The following is a 22,154-nucleotide window of genomic DNA, read 5'->3' on the forward strand; positions in this document are numbered from 1 at the left end:
CGCGATCTGCGATAGCGCAGAGAGGACGCAGGCTCAACTGGCGAGTGCCGTCCTGAGCATCTTGGCAAGCTCGGACTTGCGGTAGGGCTTTGCCAGCAGCAGCACGCCGGAATCGAGCCGGCCGTGGTGGACGATGGCGTTCTCGGTGTAGCCCGAGGTGAACAATGTCTTCAGGTCCGGACGGCGGCGGGCGGCTTCATCGGCAAGCTGGCGACCGTTCATGTTGCCCGGCATGATGATGTCGGTGAAGAGCAGGTCGATGGTCTTGTCGTTGTCGATGATGGTCAGGGCCTCCGCGCCGTTGGCGGCCTCGAGCGCGGTGTAGCCGAGGCTCTTGACCTGGGTCACCACATATTGCCGCACCAGTGCGTCGTCCTCGACGATCAGGATCTTCTCGTCGCCGCCGGTGATGGGCGCGTTCTGGAGTACTTCGATCTCGGTCTCCTGCACGCCGCTCGAGCGCGGCAGGTAGATCTTGACGCTCGTGCCATGGCCTTCCTCGCTGTAGATCTTGACGTGGCCACCGGACTGCTTGACGAAGCCGAACACCATGCTGAGCCCGAGCCCGGTGCCCTTGCCAACCTCCTTGGTGGTGAAGAAGGGGTCGAACACCCGGTCGATCAACTCCGGCGGAATTCCGGAGCCGGTGTCGCTGACCGCGATCATCACGTAACTGCCGGCGACCATGTCGGCATTCATGCTGGCATAGCCGTCGTCGAGGAAGACGTTGCGGGTCTCCAGCACCAGGGTGCCGCCATCGGGCATCGCGTCACGCGCGTTCAGCGCGAGGTTGAGGATCGCCGTGGAAAGCTGGCCGGGGTCGACCAGAGCCGGCCATGCATCCTCGGTGAGCTGCGGCATGATGGTGATCTGCTCGCCCAAGGTGGGGTGCAACAGCTTGGCGGCTTCCAGCGCCAGCGCATTGACGTCGATCTCGCGGGGCTGGAGCGGCTGCTTGCGGGCGAAGGCTAGCAGATGCTTGGTCAGCTGCGCGCCGCGCTCGGCGGCGTCGTCGATCAGCTTGGTGATCGCAGCCAGCTCGGGCCGGTCGGCGACCGCGTCCGACAAGATGCCGATCGTGCCGGTGATGACGGTCAGCACGTTGTTGAAGTCGTGGGCGACACCGCCGGTCAGCTGACCGATGGAATCCATTTTCTGGACCTGCCGGAACTGGGCTTCGGCGGCCTGCTTCTCGGTGAGATCCCGGCCGATGAAGAAGTGACGCTTCACCGGCTCGGACCAGGTGCCCATCCAGTTCAGCGTGACCTCGTGACCGTCGTAGTGATAGTAGCGCGCCTCGAAGCTGCGCTTGACCGCACCGCGCCGCGCCGCGCGCATCTCCTCCCGGGTTCTATCGAGGTCGTCGGGGTGAATGAACTCGGTGGCGCTGTGCCCGATCAGATCTTCCGGGCTGAAGCCGAGGATGTCCTTCACGCTGGGGCTGACCTGGATGAAATTGCCGAAACCGTCGGTGACCAGGATCAGGTCCTGCGAGGTCTCGAAGATGCGCTGGCGCTCCTCGATCTCGCGGCGAAGCTTTTCCCTGGATTGCTTCTCCTCGGTGATGTCGTGGGCGATCTTGGAGGCGCCGATGATCTCGCCGCTCTCCGCCCGAAGTGGCGAGACATTGAGGACGACGTCGAGCGCGCGACCATCCTTCCTGAGACGGACGGTCTCGTGCTGGGCAATCGACTCGTTGCTGCTGATGCGATTGAGAATGCTCCTGACTTCCGGCTTGCGGTCCTCAGGCACGATGATGTCGATCGGCTTGCCGACGGCCTCTGCGGCGGAATAGCCGAACAGGTGCTCGGCCGCACGGTTCCAGCCGGTGATGGCGCCGTTGAGCGACTGGGTGATGATGGCGTCGTTGGAGGATTCGACGACGGCGCCATACAGCGCGAGGCGCTTGCCATAGAAGTCGCGATCCGACGCCGATTGCTCGCGCAGCCTGCCGACAAGACCCACCGTCCGGGCCTGAAGGCGAACATTCTCGATCAGCAACACCGCCAGCACGAAGCTCGACGCGCAGAGGCCATAGAGACGGCCGGCGTAGAAACCGAGATCGAAGCGCACGACGTTGACGATCGCAGACAGCGCGATGTCGAACAGCCATGCGCACATCACGACCATGAGCCATATGTCGATCACCGAATGCGGGCGCCGGAACCACAGCGAAACGAGCGCGGCGAAGCTCAGCGACCAAACAAAAGACACGACCCCGATCATGGTCGGTGTGTATCGGCTGTCGCGGAGCAGGACCGGCAACAGATCGTGCTGGGCGGTGACGATCCAGGTGAAGGCAGCCATGGCCACGATGACGCCGAGCACGATGGCGTAGATCACGTTGCTTGTCGTGCCCCGGATCGTGGGGCCGCCGTCCTTTTCCTTCAGCCAGGCATAGCCCAGCACGAACAGCGGGAAGGCGCCGTGCCAGACCATGTAGAGCCAGACCGTGGTCTGACTGCCGGCGCCAAACAGCCCGGTCGGCGCGAACAGGCCGGGGAAGGTGAGGGCATGGACCAGCGCTGCCGCGGCGGTGAACAGGTAGCCGGTCGACAGCCACAATAGGGCGCGGGTCCGCAGCACCGAAAACTGCGACAGCAACAGCACTGCCGTGATGATGTCGCTCACCGCCAGGGCGGATTGGTAGCTCGCGACGAAGGCCGGGACCGGCGGCAGCTGGATACCTGCGAACGGAACGGCCAGGGCGAACAGGATCGAGGAGACGCCGACGATCCACATTGCCGCGGTCCGGTCGGCCGGTGCAGCCGGCAGAGTTGAAAGAAATGTGCTTCGGTCGATCGCAGGCACGTTCATCTCATGCAGACCCGTTTTGAGCATCTCCGCAGTTCCAAGATACGGCAGTCTTGATCTCCACGGTCCCCACGGTAGCCCGTTCCGGGCGCGTGTCGTGAACTGTTGCAGTGACGACTCAACCGAAGGTTACAGCTTACTTAATTTTGGTGGGAGCGCGGAATAGGGATGGGTAAGATGCGCTTTACTGGGCGGTGTCATAATGCCCTGCCGCCGCGGCGGGTTCCAGGCTTGAATCATACGATTTGGATCAATCTGTGGGGGTTGTTCCCATGCCTCGTATTCTCATCATCGACGACCAGAAGGACGTGCGCGCGATGGTCGCGATCGTGCTTCGGGTCAACCGTTACGAGGTTGCCGAGGCCGACAGCGGTGCGGCCGGGCTGAAAACCTTCGCGGAAGGCTCCTTTGACGCGGCAATCGTCGATATCTTCCTTGGTGACACCAGCGGCGTCGACGTCATCGCGAGCCTGCGCGAGCGTGCACCGGGACTTCCCATCATTGCGGTGTCCGGGATGACGACGCTCGATTTCCTGGACCAAGCGCCTCACCTCGCCAACGTGGTCTGCCTGCAGAAACCGTTTCGGCCGAACGATCTCCTGCAAGCGCTTCGGAAAGCCCAGGCCGCGGCTGGCGACGAGCTGCCTGCGGCCGTCTGAACCGCCCGCGAAAAGAAACGCCCCGGGCGAGCCGGGGCGTGGTGACGATTGTATGGCGGCCCGAGGGCGCGTCAAGCGGGCTTAGGTGCCGTTGCCCTTGATCTCGGCATAGTTGCCCTTCGCGTCCCATTTGTAGACGACGTAGTCGATCTGCTTGATATCGCCCTTGGCGTCATACTCGATCGGACCGATCACGGTGTCCCACTTGCCGGCCTTCATCGCCTCCATGACCTTCTTCGCGTCGGTGGTGCCGGCCTTCTTGGCCGCCTGCGACCACACCTGCATCGCCGCGTAGGTGTAGAGGGTGTAGCCCTCCGGGTCGATATTCTTGGCCTTGAAAGCCTCGACGATCTTCTTCGCGGTCGGCTTGTTGCGCGGATCGGGGCCGAAGGTGAACAGCGTGCCTTCGCCGGCCGGGCCGGTGATGGAGGCGTACTCCTTGTCGGCGAGCGCGTCGCCGGCCATCAGCACGGTCTTGAGGCCCTGGTCGCGCATCTGACGCAGGATCAGGCCACTCTCCTGATGGTAACCGCCGACATAGACGAGGTCGATGTTGTCGCGCTTCAAGCGCGAGACGATCGCGTTGAAGTCCTTGTCGCCCTTGTTGTAGGACTCGTACATCTTCTCGGTGACGCCGGCCTTGTTGAGCGCCTTCTTGGTCTCGTCGGCAAGACCCTTGCCGTAGGTGGTCTTGTCGTTGAGGATCGCGATGTTCTTGCCCTTGTAGTTCTTGGCGATGTACTGCGCCGCGATCAGGCCCTGCTGATCGTCACGGCCGCAGACGCGCGCCACGTTCCAAAGCTTGCGCTCGGTGAACAGCGGATTGGTCGAGGCCGGCGTGATCTGCAGCACGTTGCCGTCGGCATAGGCTTCGGAAGCCGGGATCGACGACGACGAGCAATAGTGCCCGGCCACGAACGGGATTTTCGCGCCGGCGATCTTTTCGGCGATCGAGCGCGCCTGCTTCGGGTCGCAGGCATCGTCCTCGACGGAAAGCGCGAGCTTCTTGCCGTTGACGCCGCCTGCGGCATTGATATCGGCCACGGCCATTTCGGCGCCGTTCTTCATCTGGCGGCCGAAGGCGGACTCGCCGCCGGTCATCGGGCCTGCGACTGCGACGGTGACATCCTGCGCGAACGCCGCGCTCGAAAGCGCGATCGACGCGCCGAATGCCAGACCGATGAGCTTCAGTGACTTCATGAGATACCTCGCGGGTGGTCGCCTGTGGAAGTTGCCGGGCGTGCCCGGTTCAAACCGGCGCCATTCTCGAATGAATTTACCGAGAAGTCACCGGCAAAATACTGGCATCGGCAGAGATATCTCGCCACACGGGGCCGCACGCGGGTCGGGCTTGCCGGCCGGTCAGCCGTGCCGGCCGCCTTCCAGGTAGGCCGCGCGAATCTCGGGGCGCTGCAACAATTCGGCGCCGGTACCGGCCAGCGTGATCAGGCCATTGACCATGACATAGCCGCGATGGGCGAGCTTGAGGGCGTGGTTGGCGTTCTGCTCGACGATCAGGACGGTCAGGCCGTCCTGCCGGTTCAGGGTGCGGATCGCATCGAAGATCTGGCGCGCGATCAGCGGCGCAAGGCCAAGCGAGGGCTCGTCGAGCAGGAGCAGGCGGGGACGGCTCATCAAGGCGCGGCCGATCGCCAGCATCTGCTGCTCGCCGCCGGACAGCGTTCCGCCACGCTGGGCGTAGCGTTCCTTCAGGCGCGGAAACAGCGTGAAGACGCGTTGCAGCGTCGCCTCGCGTTCGCCCTCGGTGCATTCGGTGGCATCCGCCCCCATCTGGAGGTTTTCCGCCACGCTCATGCGCGGGAAGACGCGGCGGCCCTCCGGCGATTGCGCAATGCGCAAATGCGCGATCTCGTGGGTGGGGACGTCGGTGATGTCGCGGCCTTCGTACAGGATCTGGCCGGCGCGGGCGCGCGGCTTGCCGAAGATCGTCATCATCAGCGTCGACTTGCCGGCGCCGTTGGCGCCGATCAGCGCCACGATCTCGCCGGCATTGATCTCGACGTCGACGCCCTTCAGCGCCTCGATCTTGCCGTAGGCGGCGCGCAAGCCCCGGATCGCGAGCAGGGGAGAGGGTGCCGCGGTCATGACCCGCCCTCCATCACGGCTGCCGCCTCTTCCTCGTCGGCGCCGAGATAGGCGGCGATCACCTTGGGATCGTCGCGGACCTCGCGCGGCGTGCCTTCGGCGATCTTGACGCCATGGTCCATCACCACGATGTGGTCGGAGATCTCCATCACCACCGACATGTCATGTTCGATCAGGAGGATCGAGGTGCCGAGCTCGTCGCGGATCGACAGCAGGAGCTCGCTCAAGGCTGCGCTCTCGCGCGCATTGAGGCCGGCAGCGGGCTCGTCCAGGCACAGAAGCGCGGGTTCGGTGCACATGGCGCGCGCGATCTCGAGCCGGCGCTGGTCGCCATAGGCGAAATTGCCGGCGGCATCGTCGGCGCGGTCGAGCAGGTTGACTCGCTTGAGCCAGTCCGTGGCGAGATCAATCGCGCGCTTTTCGGCGTCGCGATAGCCGGGGGCGCCGATCAGGCCGAGGAAGGTGAAGCCGGAGGCGCGCATCAGTGCGTTGTGCTGCGCCACCATCAGGTTTTCCAGCGCGGTCATGCCGGGAAACAGCCGGATGTTCTGGAAGGTGCGGGCCACCTTGGCTTGCTTGGCGATGCGGAAATCGTTCAGCCGCTCCAGCGCGATCGTCCTGCCGCCGTCATGGGTGAGGCGAATGGCGCCGCCGCTCGGCTTGTAGAATCCGGTGATGCAGTTGAAGACGGTGGTCTTGCCGGCGCCGTTCGGCCCGATCAGCGCGGTGATCTTCTTCCGCTCGGCGGCGAAAGAAAGGTCCTGCACGGCGACGATGCCGCCGAAACGCATGGCGAGCCGGTCGACGCTGAGAATCTTGTCGCCGCTCATCCGTGGCCTTCCTTGACGAGGTCGGAGGAGATCGCTTTCGCCTTGGTCAGATACACGGTGGGTGCGCGATGGCCGATCAGGCCGCGTGGCCGCCAGATCATGATCAGCACCATGGCCATGCCGAACACCAGCATGCGATAGCCCTCCAGGCCCCGGAACAGTTCGAAGCCGCCGATCATGGCGAGCGCGGAGAGCGCGACGCCGAGCTGCGAGCCCATGCCGCCGAGGACGACGATGGCGAGCACCAGCGCCGATTCCTGGAAGGTGAAGGATTCCGGGCTGATGAAGCCCTGCCGGGTGGCGAAGAACGCGCCGGCAAAGCCGCCGAACATCGCACCCGTCGCGAACGCCGTGAGCTTGGTGGTCGTGGTGTTGATGCCGAGCGCACGGCAGGCGACCTCGTCCTCGCGCAAGGCTTCCCAGGCCCGTCCGATCGGCAGGCGGCGCAGGCGGATCGTCGCCCAGTTGGTGAGCAGCGCCAGCGCCAGGATCAGATAGAACAGGAAGACGATGCGGTGCGTCGGCGAATATTCGATGCCGAGCCTGGCGGCGAGCCCGTCATCGCTGTTGTCGAGCGGGATGCCGAAGAAGGTGGGGCGGGGAATGCCGGAGACGCCGTTGGGGCCACCGGTGAGATCCTGCCAGTTGATGATGACGAGGCGGATGATCTCGCCGAAGGCGAGCGTCACGATGGCGAGATAGTCGCCGCGCAGGCGCAGCACGGGGAAGCCGAGCAGGACGCCCCAGAAGGCGGCGAGGATGCCGGCGAGCGGCAGGCAGATCCAGAACGACCAGCCGAAATTGGTGGCGAGCAGTCCGTAGGAATAGGCGCCGACCGCATAGAAGGCGACGTAGCCGAGATCGAGCAGGCCGGCGAGCCCGACCACGACGTTCAATCCCCAGCCCAGCATGACATAGGTGAGCACCAGGATCGCGAGGTCGAGGATGTAGCGCTGGTTATAGAAGATCACCGGCACCAGCAGCGTGAAGATCAGGAGCGCCGGCGCGAGGTAGCGGCCAATGAACGATATGCCGCTCTGCACCGCCGGCGGCACCAGCTTCTCGGCGCCGGTCGGGCCGATCCATTGCCGAAGCAGCTCGATCACGATCGAACCGCCGAACACGGCGGCGACGATGGAGGCGAGGTCGCCGAAGCGGGTCCAATAGGTGAGCTGGCCGGAGGCGCCCGCCTCGGTGCGGATGCCGATCATCAGCGAGAACAGCACCAGCGCGATCAGCGCGTTGATGAAGGCCGTCTTCAGGAGAGCGACGATGCCCGTTGCAGGTTTGGCCGTGTTGGTCGAGGGAGCTGTCACGCGCGACCGTCAGACTTTTTCGACTTCGGGACGGCCGAGCAGGCCGGTCGGCATGAAGATCAGCACGACGATCAGGATCGAGAACGCGGCGACGTCCTTGTACTCGACCGAGAAATAGGCTGACCAGAACGTCTCGATCAGGCCGATCGCGAGGCCGCCGAGCATGGCGCCGGGCAGCGAGCCGATGCCGCCGAGCACCGCAGCGGTGAACGCCTTGATGCCGGCAACGAAGCCCATGAAGAAATCGACGAGGCCGTAATAGAGCAGGTACATCAGGCCCGCGACCGCGGCGAGCGCGGCACCGATCACGAAGGTCATGGAGATGGTGCGGTCGACGTCGACGCCGAGCAGCGCCGCCATGGTCTGGTCCTGCTCGCAGGCGCGCATGTCGCGTCCGAGCCGGGTGCGCGACACCAGCCAGGTGAAGAGGGCCAGCAGCACGATGGTGGTGATCACCACCATGATCTGGATGTTGGAGAGCTGGATCACGAAGCCGTCCGTGCTCTCATGCAGGGTGTAGCCGCCGGTGATGAAGGGCGGGATCGGCTTGACGCGCGCGCCTTGCGCCACTTGCGAAAAATTGGTCAGCACGAAGGACATGCCGATCGCCGATAGCATCGGGGCGAGGCGGAAGGAATGGCGAAGCGGCCGGTAGGCGATGCGCTCGATGGTCCAGCCATAGAGCGCGGTGATCGCCATCGAGACCAGCAGCACGACCAGCAGGATCAGCGGGATCGCGGTCAGTCCGAACGAGATCAGGATCAGGAAGGTGATCAGGGCGATGAAGCCGCCGATCATGAAGACGTCGCCATGGGCGAAGTTGATCATGCCGACGATGCCGTAGACCATCGTGTAGCCGATGGCGATCAGGCCGTAGATCGAGCCCAGAACGAGACCGTTGATGAGCTGCTGGGCGAAGTAATCCATGGGCTGCCGTACCAAACCTGACGCGGGCTCAAAGGGAGCTCTTAGGAAAGTGGGTTTCTTGGGCCGTTTCTTGGGCCCCGGCAGCCCCTAGCATTCTTCCGGATTTGTAACAGGAGGGAACTGGCGGCTGCAACAGCTCACGCTCCGGCAAAAGGTCTTGTACAGAGCTCATTTGGCCAGCGGTTCCGCAACTGCGAGGAACCCGGTTCCGCGGGCAACCAAAGCGGATGCCGGCCGTTATCTCGCCTCTGACGTCCAACAAGGGAGTTCCCCGAATGACGAAGCAGCAGAACCAGAATCCGGGTCAGCAGAGTCAGAACCCCGGCCAGCAACGCCCAGGTCAACAGCCGGGCCAGCAGCAGGGCGGCGGACAGAAACCCGGACAGCAGCAGCAGAACGATCCGATGCGCCAGGGCGATCGCCCCGGCCAGCAGCAGGGCGGCCAGCAGGACAAGTAATTTGGGAGCCCGAGAACGAAGGGTAGTGAGGAGGGCCCCGCCGCAAGGCGGGGTCTTTTTTTGGGGGCAATTGGATGGTGCGTTGGCACCAGACCCGGAATCTCGAGATAGCTCGATGCTGCGCATCGCCCCGGAATGACGGGGCAGGGCAGTTAAGGTAAACAAAGGGTTTAAATTGCCGCCGCAGTCCGATGCGAGTTAGCTCCCGGCAAAGCCTTCCCGGCGGAAGGCGCGTGGTCGACGAAGCGGGAAGCGGCATGTTCAGGAATTGGCGGATCGGCTCGGTCAACGGCGCGCTGCTGGCGGCCTATTTCATTCCGGCCTGGACCATCGTCGCCTTCAACATCATCGTCGCGCCGGTGCACGGCCTCTACGAGCGGCCGAGCGTTGCCGTCGCGCTGTTCCTCAGCGACCATCTCCAGATGGCAGGGATGAGCACGGTGCGCGCGGCCTGGCTGCTTGCGCTGGGCCGGCTCACAGTGGTGGCGTTCTTTGCGATCTATCTCGCTCTGCTCTGCGTGCCCCGAATCCGCAAGTCCGGCGGCAGCGATGAGGCGCTCGGGATCGCGCTGGCGATCGGCAGCCTGATCTCGTTTGCCAGCATGGTGATGGCTTCGAAGGTCGGCGAGATGGCCGCGCTCCGGCTGCATGCCACCGAGCTGCTCCTGCTGCTCGGTGCTGCCATCGTGATCCTGATCGAGCGGCCCGATGCTGCTCCGCAGATCGTCGAGACCCCTGCCGAGATCCCTGCCTCGCTAGGACTCGAGCAGGCCGAGCTCCTGCACAATCGCTGAGGCTTCCTTGACGGCGTGGTTCGCCGCCGGCACGCCGCAATAGATCGCCTGCTGCAGCAGGATTTCCTTGATGTCGTCGGGGGTGAAGCCGCCTTCGGCGAGCGCCGCACGAACGTGCAGGCGAAACTCGTCCCATTGCCCGAGTGCGACCATGGTGCCGATCACCAGCACCCGGCGCGTGCGCTCGTCGAAATGCGGCCGCGTCCAGATTTCGCCCCAGGCGTAGCGGGTGATCATGTCCTGGAAGTCGGTGTTGAACGCATTGCGGTTCGCGATCGACTTGTCGACCCAGGCATTGCCCAGCACCTTCCGTCTCACGTTCATGCCGGCATCGCGGCGCTTCTGGTCGTCCATGGTGTTTCTCCGGATAACAACTAGCGCTGCGTCAAAAATCCCACCACCGCATCCGTGAACGCGTGCGGCTGCTCGACGTTGGAAATGTGGGCGGCGTCGATGATGGTCATGCTTGCGCCCGGAATATTCGAGCGGATCAGCTCACCCGCCGAGATCGGCGTCGCCATGTCGTGGCGGCCGGCGATCACCAGAGTCGGGCTCTTGATTTTCGGCAGCAGCGCGCGCTGGTCGAGCGTCGACAGCGCCTCGCAGCAGGCGAGGTAGCCTTCGACGGGCGAGGCGAGCAGCATCGATTTCATCTTCGCGGTGATGTCAGGCTCGCGCTCGCGGAAGTCCTGCGTCAGCCATCCCGCGATCACGGCATCGGCGACCGCGGCGATGCCGCCCTTCTTCACGGCGTCGATGCGCTCCAGCCATTTGGTCGGCTCGGCATAGTAGCAGGAGGTATTGGCGAGGATGAGCTTGCCGAAGCGCTCCGGCGCGTTGGCGCCCAGCCATTGTCCGACCATGCCGCCCATCGACAAGCCACACCAATGCACCTTCTCGATGTTGAGGTCGTCGAGGATCGCGAGCACGTCGCGGCCGAAGCGCTCCATCGTGTAGGGGCCGGGCGGAACGTTCGACTTGCCGTGGCCGCGGCGGTCGTAGCGGATGACGCGAAATACCTGCGTCAGCGCCTTCATCTGGGGCTCCCACATCTGCAGCGTGCAGCCGAGCGAGTTGGACAGCATCAGCGTCGGCCCGCCATCGCGGCCCTCGACGGAGACGTTGAGCAGGCAACCGTCGGCATCGATCATGGGCATGCGGCGTCTCCGTCGTACTTTGCGGTTCTTATTCGCGGTCGAGGCTGTCGAGCAGCCGGTCGATCAAGGCTTGGGAAGCCCCTTGATAGGCCATCGGTTCGAACAATGCCGCAATTTTTTCCGGCGAAAGGTGCGCAGTAACCTGCGAATCGGCGGTCAGCACCTCGCGCAGATGTTTCTTCTCGGCAACCGCGCGCTTGCTGGCGGCCTCGATGAGATGATGCGCGTCGCTCTTGCCGATCTTGTCGGCCAGCGCAAAGGTGACCGCTTCCGCCATGATCAGCCCGTGGGTTGCATCGAGATTGCTGCGCATGCGCGCTGCGTCGACGTCGAGGCCCTCGGCGATGTCGACGATGGCGGCCAGCGCGCCCGATGTGACCAGCATCAATTGCGGCAGCGTCGGCCATTCCGCGTGCCAGGGACCCGCGCTGCGTTCGTGGTCCTGCACCTGCGCGGCAAATATCGTCGCTGCAAGCTGCGGAGCCATTGTGGCTGCGCCCAGCGCGCTTGCGGCGGAGACCGGGTTGCGCTTGTGCGGCATGGTCGAGGAGCCTCCGCGGCCTTCGCCGGCGGGCTCGAAGGCTTCGCCGACATCGGTCTGCATCATCAGCGAAACGTCGCGCGCGATCTTGCCGCAGGTTCCTGCCAGAATAGCGAAAGCCGAAGCGGCCTCCGCGATGCGGTCGCGATGGGTGTGCCAGGGCGCTTCCGGTAGCGGCAGGTTCAACTCCTGCGCGAGACGCTCTGCCACGGCAAGCCCCTTGTCCCCGAGGGCCGCGAGCGTGCCGGCGGCGCCGCCGAATTGCAGCGCGAGGCCCTCCCGGGACAACCGCCGCAGGCGGCACCGGGCGCGGGCGAGGCTTGCGGCATATTCGGCGGCCTTGAGCCCGAACGGCATCGGCAGCGCGTGCTGCAGCCAGGTCCGTGCCACCATCGCGGTGTTGCGATGGCTGCGCGCCAGCGCGGCGAATCCCCTGATGGCGCGGCTGAGGTCGGCGTCCAGCGCATCGAGGCCGGCGCGAAGCGTGAGCATGGTCGCGGTGTCGATAACATCCTGGCTGGTTGCGCCCCAATGCACGTAGCGCGCGGCCTCCGTGTCGGCCTTGCCGACATTGGCGGTCAGCATCTTGACCAGGGGAATCGCCAGATTGCCCGATCGCGTCGCGGCCTCCGCCAGCGCCGCCATGTCAAAGGAATCGGCCTTGCATGCGGCCTCGATCGAGACCACCGCAGAGGCCGGAATCACATCCGTGGCGGCCTCCGCGCGTGCCAGGGCTGCCTCGAAATCGAGCATGTTCTGCAGGGTCGACCGGTCATCGCAGACCGCGCGCATGGCGGCGCTCGACAGCATCGGTGCGAGCAGGGGGGAGAGGGATGTGCTCATGTTGCGCGCGACCTAATCATCATGGCCCGGCTGTGCCAATCCCCAAGCGGCCGCACACGTCTTTTTGCAGTTGCGAATATGCATTGCACGTGACCGGGCGCCGCCCTTTCCTTTGCCGCGTCCCTGCGTTACTTGATCAGCACAATAGTTACGCGATCCGGGAGGCACCCTCATGGCCATGACGATGAACGGCGAAGTCCAGCTTGCGGCGTCCCGTGAGGCCGTGTGGGCCAAGCTCAACGACCCCGAGGTGCTGAAGGCCTGCATCCCCGGCTGCGAGGAGCTCGAGAGGACCGAGGACGGCGGCTTTCGCGCTACTGCGAAAATGAAGGTCGGCCCGGTGTCGGCACGCTTCAAGGGCAAGGTCACACTCTCCGATCTCGACCCGCCGAACGGCTACAAGATCTCGGGCGAGGGCGAGGGCGGGGTCGCCGGCTTCGCCAAGGGTGGCGCGGTGGTCAAGCTGGCGGAGAAGGACGGCGGCACGCTGCTGTCCTACGATGTCGAGGCGCAGATCGGCGGCAAGTTGGCGCAGCTCGGCCAGCGCCTCATCAACGGCGCCGCCAAGAAACTCGCCGACGAATTTTTCGCGAACTTCGCCAAGGCGGTACAGGGCTGAAGGTCATCGCCTTCGGCATGGCACCTTGCGTCCCGGGCGATGTTGCCCCGGGGCATAATGGCCCATATGATGGGTTGGAATAATTATAAGAACCGCTTCGACGGGACCCGTCGGGGCGCTGATAGAGAGTGCTTATGGCAAAAATCTCCCTCATCGTGAACGGCAATCCAGTCACCGCCAACGTCGATCCCCGCACCCTCCTGGTGCAGTTTCTGCGCGAGAATCTGCGCCTGACCGGCACCCATGTCGGCTGCGACACCTCGCAGTGCGGCGCCTGCGTCGTGCATGTCGACGGCAAGGCCGTGAAATCCTGCACCACGCTTGCGGTGATGGCCGACGGCCACGAGGTCAAGACGATCGAGGGGCTGGCCGCAGACGGCGCGCCGCTGCATCCGATGCAGGAGGCCTTCCGCGAGCACCATGGCCTGCAATGCGGCTTCTGCACGCCGGGCATGATCATGACCGCGATCGACATCGTGCACCGCAAGGGCAACGAGCTCGACGACCATACGATCCGGGAAGAATTAGAAGGCAATCTCTGCCGCTGCACCGGCTACCAGAACATCGTCGCCTCGATCTCCGCCGGCGCCAAGGCGATGGCGAAATCCGACCTCGCGTAACGCGCATCCCGCGATCAGGACATTCAGATGTACGAATTCAAATATCATCGCCCCGGGACCGTTCGGCAGGCCGCCAACCTCCTGGTGAAGAACGAAGACGCCAAGGTGATCGCCGGCGGCCACACGCTGATTCCCGTCATGAAGCAGCGCCTCGCCAGTCCCCCGCACCTTGTCGACCTCTCCCATATCGAGGGGCTCAATACGATCGAGATGAAGGGCCGTTCGCTGGTGATCGGCGCCACCGCCAAGCACGCCGAGGTCGCGACCTCCGCGGTCGTCGGCGAGGCGATCCCGGCGCTCGCGAATCTTGCCGGCGGAATCGGTGATCCCGCCGTACGTCACAAGGGCACGATCGGCGGCTCGCTCGCCAACAACGACCCGACCGCGGACTATCCGGCCGCCGTGCTCGCGCTGGGCGCGACCATCGTTACCAACAAGCGGCGCCTCAAGGCCGAAGAGTATTTCCAGGGCCTGTTCTCGACCGCGCTGGAAGCCGACGAGATCATCACCAAGGTGATGTTCCCGCTGCCGAAGAAGGCGGCCTATATCAAGTTCCGCAACCAGGCCTCGCGCTATGCGCTGGTCGGCGTGTTCGTGGCACGGCGTCCGTCCGACGTGCGGGTTGCCGTCACCGGCGCTGGCTCCGAAGGCGTGTTCCGCGTCACTGCGTTCGAGGAAGCCCTCAAGAAGCGCTTCGCCGCGAAGGCGCTTGACGGCATCGAGGTGCCGGCCGAGGGCCTCAACAGCGATATCCACGGCAGCGCCGAATACCGTGCGCACCTCATCGGCGTGCTGACGCGGCGTGCCCTCGATGCCGCCAATGCCAAGGAGTGAGTGAACCTCACGCCTCGGCCAAACTTGTCCCGGTGAGGGCGTAGCGAGACTGGCTTTTTCATGACTTCAGCGGCCAATACTTCCGGGGCCTTGCCGGCATCGGTCGATGCGATGCTCGAACTCCTGACGTCGCGCGGCTATCTCGCGGAGCGGTCGCTGGCGACGGTGACGTATCTCTCGCTGCGGATGGGCCGGCCGCTGTTCCTGGAAGGCGAGGCCGGCGTCGGCAAGACCGAGATCGCCAAGGTCTTGTCCGCAGCGCTCGGCCGGAAGCTGATCCGCCTGCAGTGCTACGAAGGCCTCGACGTCTCCTCCGCGGTCTACGAGTGGAATAGCGCCGCCCAGATGATCGCGATCCGGATGGCGGAAGCCGCCGGCGACACCGATCGCGACCAGCTCTCGAGCGACATCTTCGCCGACCGCTACATGATCAAGCGGCCGCTGCTCCAGGCGCTGGAGCCCGACGTTGCGGGACCACCGGTGCTGCTGATCGACGAGCTCGACCGGGCCGACGAGGCGTTCGAGGCGTACCTGCTCGAAATCCTCAGCGACTTCCAGGTGACGATCCCCGAATTCGGCACCGTCAAGGCGCCCGCCGCGCCGATCGTCATCATCACCTCCAACCGCACCCGCGAGATCCACGACGCGCTGAAGCGGCGCTGTCTCTATCACTGGGTCGACTATCCCGCCGCCGAGCGCGAGCTCGCGATCGTCAAGTCGCGTGTGCCCGGCATCTCCGCAAAGCTGTCGCAGCAGGTCGTGCGCTTCGTCCAGGCTTTGCGCAACCAGGACTTCTACAAGTCGCCGGGCGTCGCCGAGACCATCGACTGGGCCACCGCGCTGTCGGAGTTAGATGCCCGCTCGCTGACCCCGCAAGTGGTCGGCGACACGCTGGGCGCGCTGCTCAAGTACCAGGACGACATTACCCGGATGCAGGGCGACACCCTGCAGAAGGTGCTGAAGGAAGCGACGAGCGAGAATTGACGCGCGTCATTTGAGTTCGTCACTCCGGGGCGCGCGTCAGCGCGAACTCCGGTGCGCAATTGCGCACCTGAGAATCTCGCGCTGCAATCTCTGGATTCCGGGTTCGTCGCTGCGCGACGCCCCGGAATGACGGAGCGAGGATAGACCATGGCCATCAACCACCTGGCGCCCGAGCAGACCGAGCAATTCGCCGACAACATCGTCGGCTTCGCCCGCGCGCTGCGCTCTGCGGGCATGCCGGTCGGGCCGGGCGCTGTCATCGACGCCATGAGCGCGCTCCAGGTGATCGACATCGGCAACCGCGCCGACGTCTTCACCACGCTGGAGGCGATCTTCGTCAAGCGCCATGAGCACGCGCTGATCTTCAAGCAGGCCTTCAACCTGTTCTTCCGCGCCTCGGAAGAGTGGAAGCACATGCTGGATTCGGTGCCGCTGCCGGACGAGGCCAAGAAGAAGCCGCAGGCGGGCTCCCGCCGCGTGCAGGAGGCGATGTCGCAGCCGCGCATGACCGAGACGCCGCAGCACCAGGAGCAGGATCTGCGCCTGTCGGTGTCCGACAGGGAGATCCTTCAGAAGAAGGATTTTGCGCAGATGAGTGCGGCGGAAATCGCCGAGGCGCTGCGTGCCGTCGAGCGGATGCATCTGCCGCAGGCCGAGCTTCTGACCCGCCGGCAGCGGCCTGATGCGCGCGGGCTTCGCCTTGACCTCCGCCGCACGCTGCGCGCCTCCTTGCGCACCGGCGGCGACATCATCGATATCCATCGCCTTGGGCGGATCGAGAAGCCGGCGCCGATCGTGGCGCTGCTCGATATCTCGGGCTCGATGAACGAGTACACCCGCCTGTTCCTGCATTTCCTCCATGCCATCGGCGATGCGCGCAAGCGCGTCTCGGTGTTCCTGTTCGGTACCCGGCTGACCAACGTCACCCGCGCGCTGCGCCAGCGCGATCCCGACGAGGCGCTGGCGAGCTGCTCGGCCTCGGTCGAGGACTGGGCCGGCGGCACGCGGATCTCGGCCTCGCTGCACAACTTCAACAAATTGTGGGCGCGGCGCGTGTTGAGCCAGGGCGCCATCGTGCTCCTGATCTCCGACGGGCTGGAGCGGGAGGCGGATTCCAGGCTCGCCTTCGAGATGGACCGGCTGCACCGCTCGTGCCGGCGCCTGATCTGGCTCAACCCGCTGCTGCGGTTCGGCGGCTTCGAGGCCAAGGCCCAGGGCATCAAAATGATGCTCCCGCACGTTGACGAATTCCGCCCGGTACATAATTTGAGTTCGATCCAGGAGCTGATCACGACGCTCTCCCGGCCGCTGCCGCCGCATCACCGCAGCCTGATCCGCTCCGCAGCTTGAGAGGCACCCCATGCTCGATCGCGACGAGGATATTCTGAAGGCGGCGGAGGACTGGCAAAAGGCGGGCCGTGGCGTCGCGCTCGCCACCGTGGTGGAGACCTGGGGCTCGGCGCCGCGCCCGGCGGGCTCCAGCCTCGTCATCAACGACGAGGGTACATTCCTGGGCTCGGTCTCCGGCGGCTGCGTCGAGGGCGCCGTGGTCACCGAGGCCATGGACGTGATCCAGAGCGGCAAGCCGAGGATGCTGGAGTTCGGCGTCGCGGATGAGACCGCCTGGAACGTCGGGCTGTCGTGCGGCGGTACCATTCGCGTCTTCGTCGAGAAGGTCGGTTAGCCGTGAAGCTCGAGGTCCTGCACGAACTCAACGCCGAGCGGGCCGCGCGCCGGCCGGTGATCTTGGTGACCGACACCGAGAGCGGCGAGCAGCGCCTGGTGAAGGCGAAGGATTTTGCAAAAGATCCGTTGCGCGCCGAACTCGACAAGCAACTCCGCATGGGCAAGAGCGCCAATGTCGAGGCCGGCGGCAAGAAGCTGTTCTTCAACGTCTACGCGCCGACAGCAAAACTCGTCATCGTCGGCGCGGTCCATATCAGCCAGGCCTTGGCGCCGCTGGCGCGCTCGCTCGGCTATGACGTGACCGTCGTGGATCCGCGCACGGCGTTCGCCAGCCCCGAGCGCTTTCCCGACGTTCCGCTGGTGGCCGAATGGCCGGACACGGCGCTGCCGCCGCTCAACGTCGATGCCTACACCGCCTTCGTCGCGGTGACGCACGATCCCAAGATCGACGACCCGGCGCTGCTGCACGCCTTCGAGCGCGGCTGCTTCTATATCGGCGCGCTCGGTTCGCGGAAGACGCACGCCAAGCGCGGCGACCGGCTGCGGGCGCAGGGCGCCAAGGAAAGCGACATCGCGCGCATCCACGCGCCCATTGGCCTTGCGATCGGAGCGGTCTCCCCGTCCGAGATCGCGGTGTCGATCATGGCGGAGATCACGGCGGTGCTCCGCCTGCCTCCCAAGGAAAAAGAAGAAGCGGCATGAAGTTCGGCCCGGCGAGCCCTGAGGATGCCATCGGCGGGGTGACCGTCCACACCCTGCGCCAGGGACCGCTGGTGCTGAAGAAGGGCACGACGATCGGGCCTGCCGAGGTCGAGCAGCTCACGCGGGCCGGCATCAAGGACATCGTCGTGGTGCGCATGGAGGCGGGCGACGTCTCCGAGGACGTTGCGGCCGCCGGCATCGCGCTGGCCGTCGGCGGCGAGGGCATTCATGTCGAACGCGCCTTCACCGGCCGCGCCAATCTGTTCGCCGCACGTCCGGGCGTTCTGGTGATCGACCGCGCCGCGGTCGACCGCATCAACAACATCGACGAGGCCATCACCTTTGCGACGCTCACCGCCTACAAGCCGGTGGTCGAGGGCGAGATGGTCGGCACGGTCAAGATCATCCCGTTCGGCGTCGAAGGAAGTTTGCGCGATGCCGCGGTGAAGGCCGCAGGCAAGGACGTGCTGAAGATCGCGCCTTACGTGATTCAGCGCGTCGGCGTGGTCTCGACGCTGCTGCCGGGCTTGTCATCCAAGGTGATCGACAAGACGCTGCGCGTCACGGCCGAGCGGCTCGCGCCCGCGGAAGCCAGCATCATCGCCGAGCGGCGGGTCCAGCACGACGAAGCTGCCCTGTCAGCCGCGATCAAGGAGTTGCTCGGCCTCGGTGCCGAGCTCGTCATCGTGTTCGGGGCCTCCGCGATCGCCGATCGCCGCGACGTGATTCCGGCGGCGGTCACCAGGATCGGCGGCGAGATCGAGCATTTCGGCATGCCGGTCGATCCCGGCAATCTCTTGCTGATCGCGCGGGCCGGCGACGTTCCGGTGCTGGGCGCACCGGGCTGTGCGCGCTCGCCGGTCGAGAACGGTTTTGATTGGGTCTTGATGCGGCTTCTCGCCGGCATCAAGGTGACGCGGTCCGAACTCATGGGCATGGGCGTCGGCGGCCTGCTGATGGAGATCGTGACGCGGCCGCAGCCACGCGCACAGCCCGAGACCGAGGGCAATAGCCAGGTCGCCGCCATCGTGCTCGCTGCGGGCCGTTCGACCCGGATGGGCGGGCCGAACAAGCTGCTCGCCGAGCTCGACGGCAAGAAGCTGGTGCGGCTCGCGACCGAGCAGGCGCTGGCGTCCAAGGCCTCCGAGGTGATCGTCGTCACCGGGCATCAGGCCGAACTGGTCGAGCAGGCACTGCAAGGCCTGAAGGTGAAATTCGTGCGTAATCCGGACTTCGCAGGCGGCATCGCCAGCTCGGTCAAGGCCGGCATCGCGGCCGTGCCGGAAAGCTGTGATGGCGCCGTGGTGTGTCTCGGCGACATGCCGCTGATCGATGCCGGCCTGATCGACCGTCTCATCGACGGCTTTGCGCCCGACCGTGGCAATCTCATCGTCGTGCCCGTCAGCGAGGGCCGCCGCGGCAATCCCGTGCTGTGGTCGCGCCGCTTCTTCAAGGAGCTGATGACGCTCGATGGCGACGTCGGCGCGCGCCACCTGATCGCCAAGCACACGGAGGCGGTTGCCGAGGTGCCGGTGGACGGCGAGAGCGCCTTCCTCGACATCGACACGCCGCAGGCGCTTGAAGCGGCAAGACGGGGATGAAGGTGCCGTAGGGCGGATTAGCCGAAGGCGTAATCCGCCACTGTGTTTCCCCGCGCAAACAATTGAGGCGGATTACGCTTCGCTAATCCGCCCTACGGGACCTCTCAACTCTTCGATTTCAACCACCCGTTCACCATCTGGAAACGACCGGCGCTTAGAGTTGCCTCCACCTGCCTTGGGGGGAGGGGATTTTCCATGGCTTCGAACGTCGTCGCGCGCCGTTGCGCGATGTTTTGCTTTGTCTTGTCAGTTGCCGTCACGGGCGCCCGCTATGTCACCGAAGCCCATGCCGCCGGCGCGATTGCAGTCGGCAAATGCGGCGCTTATGGCCAGGCCTTTGATTACGGCCACGAGCACGAGGCGCGTGCCGCGGCGCAGAAGCAGTGCAAGGGCGATTGCACGACGGTGACGATGAAGCGCGCCTGCGCCGCGATGTCGGTCGATATGACCAACCCTTGCGGCGCTTATGGCTACGCCGTCAAGCCGAAGATTTCGGCCTCGCTCAACGCCGCCACGCGCGAATGCTACAAATACGGCGGCAAGGAATGCGTGATCCGCGCCTGGGCCTGCGATGCCAAGGGTTGATTTCGTCGAGCGCTGATTCCTCTTGCTGTCATTCCGGGGCGATGCGTAGCATCGAGCCCGGAATGACAATCGAAGGAACCACATGCAATTCGACACCAAGATCGCGGTCGTGATCCGCACCGATCTTCAGGCCTGGCAGAAGCTCAACGTTGCGTCCTTCCTCACCAGCGGCATCGCTGCGGCCTTTCCCGAATGCATCGGCGAAGCCTATGAGGACGCCTCGGGCACGAAATATCATGCGCTGATCGGTCAGCCGATCCTGATCTATGGCGCCGATGGTCCGGCGTTGTCGCGCGCGCTGGACCGTGCGCTCACGCGCAACGTCAAGCCGGCGGTCTATACCGAGGACATGTTCAGCACCACGCACGATGCCGCTAACCGTGAGGCGGTGAGGGTGGTCGCGCGCAACGATCTCAATCTCGTCGGCATCGCCATGCGCGCCGAGCGCAAGGTGATCGACAAGATCCTCGACGGCCTCAAGTTCCATAGCTGACACGTCGACATTCCCCGCGGCGTCTTGGTGGTGCCATGATGAGGGACGGCTTGCGCAAACTTTGTGCTGTTTGACCCCCGTCAAAGGAGCACCGGACGGCATCGCTATTCTGCTTCGCAAAGCGCAGAGGAGCAGCAGATGCCGACCATGAAAGCCGCAATCGTCAAGCAATTCGGCAAGCCGCTGGTGATCGAGGACGTGCCGGTGCCGCAGCCCGGTCCCGGCGAGATTCTGGTCAAGGTGAAGGCCTGCGGCGTCTGTCACACCGATCTGCATGCAGCCTCGGGTGACTGGCCGGTGAAGCCGGTTCCTCCGTTCATTCCCGGCCACGAGGCTGCGGGCATCGTCGCCGCGCTCGGACCCGGCGTGAAGAATCTGAAGGTCGGCGATGCCGTCGGCGTCGCCTGGCTGCACGACGCCTGCATGTCTTGCGAATATTGCGAGACCGGCTGGGAAACCCTGTGCGAGCACCAGCACAATACCGGCTACAGCGTCAATGGCGGCTTTGCCGAATATGTCATCGCCTCGGCTGCCTTTGCCGCAAAGCTGCCGGCGACGGTCGATTTTGCCGCCATCGCGCCGATCCTGTGCGCGGGCGTCACCACCTACAAGGGATTGAAGGAGACGGAGGCGAGGCCCGGCGAATGGGTGGTGATCTCAGGCGTTGGCGGGCTTGGTCACGTCGCGATCCAGTACGCCAAGGCGATGGGGCTGAAAGTTGCCGCGGTCGACATCGCCGAGGACAAGCTCGAGCTTGCGCGCGAAACCGGCGCAGATCTCGCGGTCAACGCACTCGCGGATGGCGCGGTCGACAAAGTTCTTGCGGCAACCGGCGGCGGGGCTCACGGCGTGCTGGTGACGGCGGTCTCGACCGCCGCTTTCGCCCAGGCGCTGAAGATGGTGCGCCGGAAGGGCACCGTCAGCCTCGTCGGCCTGCCGCCGGGCGAATTCCCGACGCCGATCTTCGACGTCGTCCTCAAGCGCATCACGGTGCGCGGCTCCATCGTCGGCACGCGGCGCGATCTCGACGAAGCCGTCGCATTCGCTGCGGACGGCAAGGTGAAGGCCGAAGTGACGAAGGTGCCCCTGGCGCAAATCAACGACGTCTTCGAGCGGATGAAGGCCGGCAAGATCGACGGCCGCATGGTGCTGGATTTCGGCTAGCGTCTCATCCAGGCGGCATGCCCTCGAACTTGACCAGGCTGGGATCGAGGCGATCCCAGTCATGGCCGCGCGCGGCGAAAGTGACCGCCTGCGGCTTGTAGCGGGCAGGCTCGTCGAGGCTCGCAGCGCGAATTGTGAGGACGTCGGGCTGTGCCGCGAAGGTCATGTACACAGGCACGCCGCATTGCGTGCAGAAACCGCGCGTCTTCACATTGCCGCTGTCGGCGACCATGTCCCAATGCTTCGCCTCGCCGGTTAGCGTGACGCCGGCTCGCGCGAACGTCGCGTATGAGCCATGTGCACTGCCGCTTTCGCGCTGGCAGTCGCGGCACTGGCAGTGATTGCTGAACAGGGGCTCGCCGACAATCGAATAGCGGATCGCGCCGCAGGCGCAGCCGCCGGTGTAGGGCTTGTCCATTGC

At 65.1% G+C, this 22,154-nt stretch carries 24 protein-coding genes; 14 read left to right on the forward strand and 10 right to left on the reverse strand.

Annotated elements, in window-relative coordinates:
- Positions 1-33: 33 nt before the first annotated feature.
- The gene (locus tag BM190_RS22480) at positions 34-2,841 is read right to left on the reverse strand and encodes a PAS domain S-box protein (protein WP_092259119.1); all 2,808 of its coding nucleotides are present in this window, start codon (positions 2,839-2,841) and stop codon (positions 34-36) included.
- Positions 2,842-3,086: 245 nt separating this feature from the next.
- On the opposite strand from BM190_RS22480, the gene BM190_RS22485 reads away from it, so the two are divergent.
- Positions 3,087-3,473: a response regulator gene (locus BM190_RS22485; RefSeq protein WP_092259122.1), complete on the forward strand. Its 387-nt coding sequence runs from the start codon at positions 3,087-3,089 to the stop codon at positions 3,471-3,473.
- An 81-nt stretch (positions 3,474-3,554) separates the two neighbouring features.
- Here the strand turns inward: BM190_RS22485 and BM190_RS22490 are convergent, their stop codons facing one another.
- From BM190_RS22490 to BM190_RS22510, 5 genes are all read right to left on the reverse strand, one after another.
- On the reverse strand, positions 3,555-4,673 hold the full coding sequence (locus BM190_RS22490; protein ID WP_018316540.1) for a branched-chain amino acid ABC transporter substrate-binding protein: 1,119 nt from the start codon (positions 4,671-4,673) through the stop codon (positions 3,555-3,557).
- 162 nt (positions 4,674-4,835) lie between these two features.
- Positions 4,836-5,579 (reverse strand): ABC transporter ATP-binding protein, encoded by a 744-nt coding sequence (locus BM190_RS22495; protein WP_026201689.1) that lies wholly within the window; start codon positions 5,577-5,579, stop codon positions 4,836-4,838.
- The gene (locus BM190_RS22500) at positions 5,576-6,409 is read right to left on the reverse strand and encodes an ABC transporter ATP-binding protein (protein WP_091965931.1); all 834 of its coding nucleotides are present in this window, start codon (positions 6,407-6,409) and stop codon (positions 5,576-5,578) included. The genes BM190_RS22495 and BM190_RS22500 overlap by 4 nt, the downstream gene beginning before the upstream one ends.
- On the reverse strand, positions 6,406-7,725 hold the full coding sequence (gene livM, locus BM190_RS22505; protein WP_092259124.1) for a high-affinity branched-chain amino acid ABC transporter permease LivM: 1,320 nt from the start codon (positions 7,723-7,725) through the stop codon (positions 6,406-6,408). The genes BM190_RS22500 and livM overlap by 4 nt, the downstream gene beginning before the upstream one ends.
- Before the next feature lie 9 nt (positions 7,726-7,734).
- Positions 7,735-8,652, reverse strand: a complete 918-nt coding sequence (locus tag BM190_RS22510; protein ID WP_018316536.1) for an ABC transporter permease subunit — start codon at positions 8,650-8,652, stop codon at positions 7,735-7,737.
- 275 nt (positions 8,653-8,927) lie between these two features.
- Here BM190_RS22510 and BM190_RS40615 point away from each other — a divergent pair, with 275 nt between their 5' ends.
- Complete coding sequence (locus BM190_RS40615; RefSeq protein ID WP_018316535.1) at positions 8,928-9,110, forward strand: hypothetical protein; 183 nt, start codon at positions 8,928-8,930, stop codon at positions 9,108-9,110.
- Between the two features lie 257 nt (positions 9,111-9,367).
- Complete coding sequence (locus BM190_RS22520) at positions 9,368-9,904, forward strand: hypothetical protein (RefSeq protein WP_026201688.1); 537 nt, start codon at positions 9,368-9,370, stop codon at positions 9,902-9,904.
- On the opposite strand, the gene BM190_RS22525 is transcribed toward BM190_RS22520, so the two are convergent.
- The 3 genes from BM190_RS22525 to BM190_RS22535 are packed head-to-tail and all read right to left on the reverse strand — an operon-like array spanning position 9,866 to position 12,445.
- Positions 9,866-10,258: a carboxymuconolactone decarboxylase family protein gene (locus tag BM190_RS22525; RefSeq protein WP_018316533.1), complete on the reverse strand. Its 393-nt coding sequence runs from the start codon at positions 10,256-10,258 to the stop codon at positions 9,866-9,868. The two genes, BM190_RS22520 and BM190_RS22525, sit on opposite strands and share 39 nt — an antisense overlap.
- A 20-nt stretch (positions 10,259-10,278) precedes the next feature.
- Positions 10,279-11,061 carry a 3-oxoadipate enol-lactonase gene (gene pcaD, locus BM190_RS22530; RefSeq protein WP_018316532.1) on the reverse strand — a complete coding sequence of 261 codons (783 nt, stop codon included), beginning with the start codon at positions 11,059-11,061 and terminating at the stop codon, positions 10,279-10,281.
- 28 nt (positions 11,062-11,089) lie between these two features.
- Positions 11,090-12,445 carry a 3-carboxy-cis,cis-muconate cycloisomerase gene (locus BM190_RS22535; protein WP_092259127.1) on the reverse strand — a complete coding sequence of 452 codons (1,356 nt, stop codon included), beginning with the start codon at positions 12,443-12,445 and terminating at the stop codon, positions 11,090-11,092.
- Positions 12,446-12,617: 172 nt separating this feature from the next.
- Here BM190_RS22535 and BM190_RS22540 point away from each other — a divergent pair, with 172 nt between their 5' ends.
- From BM190_RS22540 to adhP, 11 genes are all read left to right on the forward strand, one after another.
- Positions 12,618-13,064 carry an SRPBCC family protein gene (locus BM190_RS22540; RefSeq protein WP_092259130.1) on the forward strand — a complete coding sequence of 149 codons (447 nt, stop codon included), beginning with the start codon at positions 12,618-12,620 and terminating at the stop codon, positions 13,062-13,064.
- Between the two features lie 134 nt (positions 13,065-13,198).
- Positions 13,199-13,684, forward strand: a complete 486-nt coding sequence (locus BM190_RS22545; protein ID WP_026201687.1) for a (2Fe-2S)-binding protein — start codon at positions 13,199-13,201, stop codon at positions 13,682-13,684.
- Between the two features lie 27 nt (positions 13,685-13,711).
- Entirely contained in the window at positions 13,712-14,518 is an 807-nt protein-coding gene (locus BM190_RS22550; RefSeq protein ID WP_018316528.1) for an FAD binding domain-containing protein, read from the forward strand.
- A gap of 60 nt (positions 14,519-14,578) precedes the next feature.
- Positions 14,579-15,502 (forward strand): AAA family ATPase, encoded by a 924-nt coding sequence (locus BM190_RS22555; protein WP_018316527.1) that lies wholly within the window; start codon positions 14,579-14,581, stop codon positions 15,500-15,502.
- A 147-nt stretch (positions 15,503-15,649) separates the two neighbouring features.
- Positions 15,650-16,852 (forward strand): vWA domain-containing protein, encoded by a 1,203-nt coding sequence (locus BM190_RS22560; RefSeq protein WP_092259133.1) that lies wholly within the window; start codon positions 15,650-15,652, stop codon positions 16,850-16,852.
- Between the two features lie 10 nt (positions 16,853-16,862).
- The gene (locus tag BM190_RS22565; protein ID WP_007602422.1) at positions 16,863-17,186 is read left to right on the forward strand and encodes an XdhC family protein; all 324 of its coding nucleotides are present in this window, start codon (positions 16,863-16,865) and stop codon (positions 17,184-17,186) included.
- Between the two features lie 2 nt (positions 17,187-17,188).
- Complete coding sequence (locus tag BM190_RS22570; protein WP_092259136.1) at positions 17,189-17,890, forward strand: XdhC family protein; 702 nt, start codon at positions 17,189-17,191, stop codon at positions 17,888-17,890.
- Positions 17,887-19,491, forward strand: a complete 1,605-nt coding sequence (locus tag BM190_RS22575; protein ID WP_092259139.1) for an NTP transferase domain-containing protein — start codon at positions 17,887-17,889, stop codon at positions 19,489-19,491. Before BM190_RS22570 ends, BM190_RS22575 begins: the two co-directional genes overlap by 4 nt.
- Positions 19,492-19,686: 195 nt before the next feature.
- Positions 19,687-20,076, forward strand: a complete 390-nt coding sequence (locus BM190_RS22580; RefSeq protein ID WP_018316523.1) for a DUF4189 domain-containing protein — start codon at positions 19,687-19,689, stop codon at positions 20,074-20,076.
- Between the two features lie 82 nt (positions 20,077-20,158).
- Entirely contained in the window at positions 20,159-20,569 is a 411-nt protein-coding gene (locus BM190_RS22585; RefSeq protein ID WP_092259142.1) for a DUF2000 family protein, read from the forward strand.
- A gap of 138 nt (positions 20,570-20,707) precedes the next feature.
- Positions 20,708-21,733 carry an alcohol dehydrogenase AdhP gene (gene adhP / locus BM190_RS22590; protein WP_092259145.1) on the forward strand — a complete coding sequence of 342 codons (1,026 nt, stop codon included), beginning with the start codon at positions 20,708-20,710 and terminating at the stop codon, positions 21,731-21,733.
- Between the two features lie 4 nt (positions 21,734-21,737).
- Here the strand turns inward: adhP and BM190_RS22595 are convergent, their stop codons facing one another.
- On the reverse strand, positions 21,738-22,151 hold the full coding sequence (locus tag BM190_RS22595; RefSeq protein ID WP_092259148.1) for a GFA family protein: 414 nt from the start codon (positions 22,149-22,151) through the stop codon (positions 21,738-21,740).
- Between the last annotated feature and the right edge of the window lie 3 nt (positions 22,152-22,154).

Source organism: Bradyrhizobium sp. Rc3b (assembly GCF_900114915.1).
GTDB lineage: Bacteria > Pseudomonadota > Alphaproteobacteria > Rhizobiales > Xanthobacteraceae > Bradyrhizobium.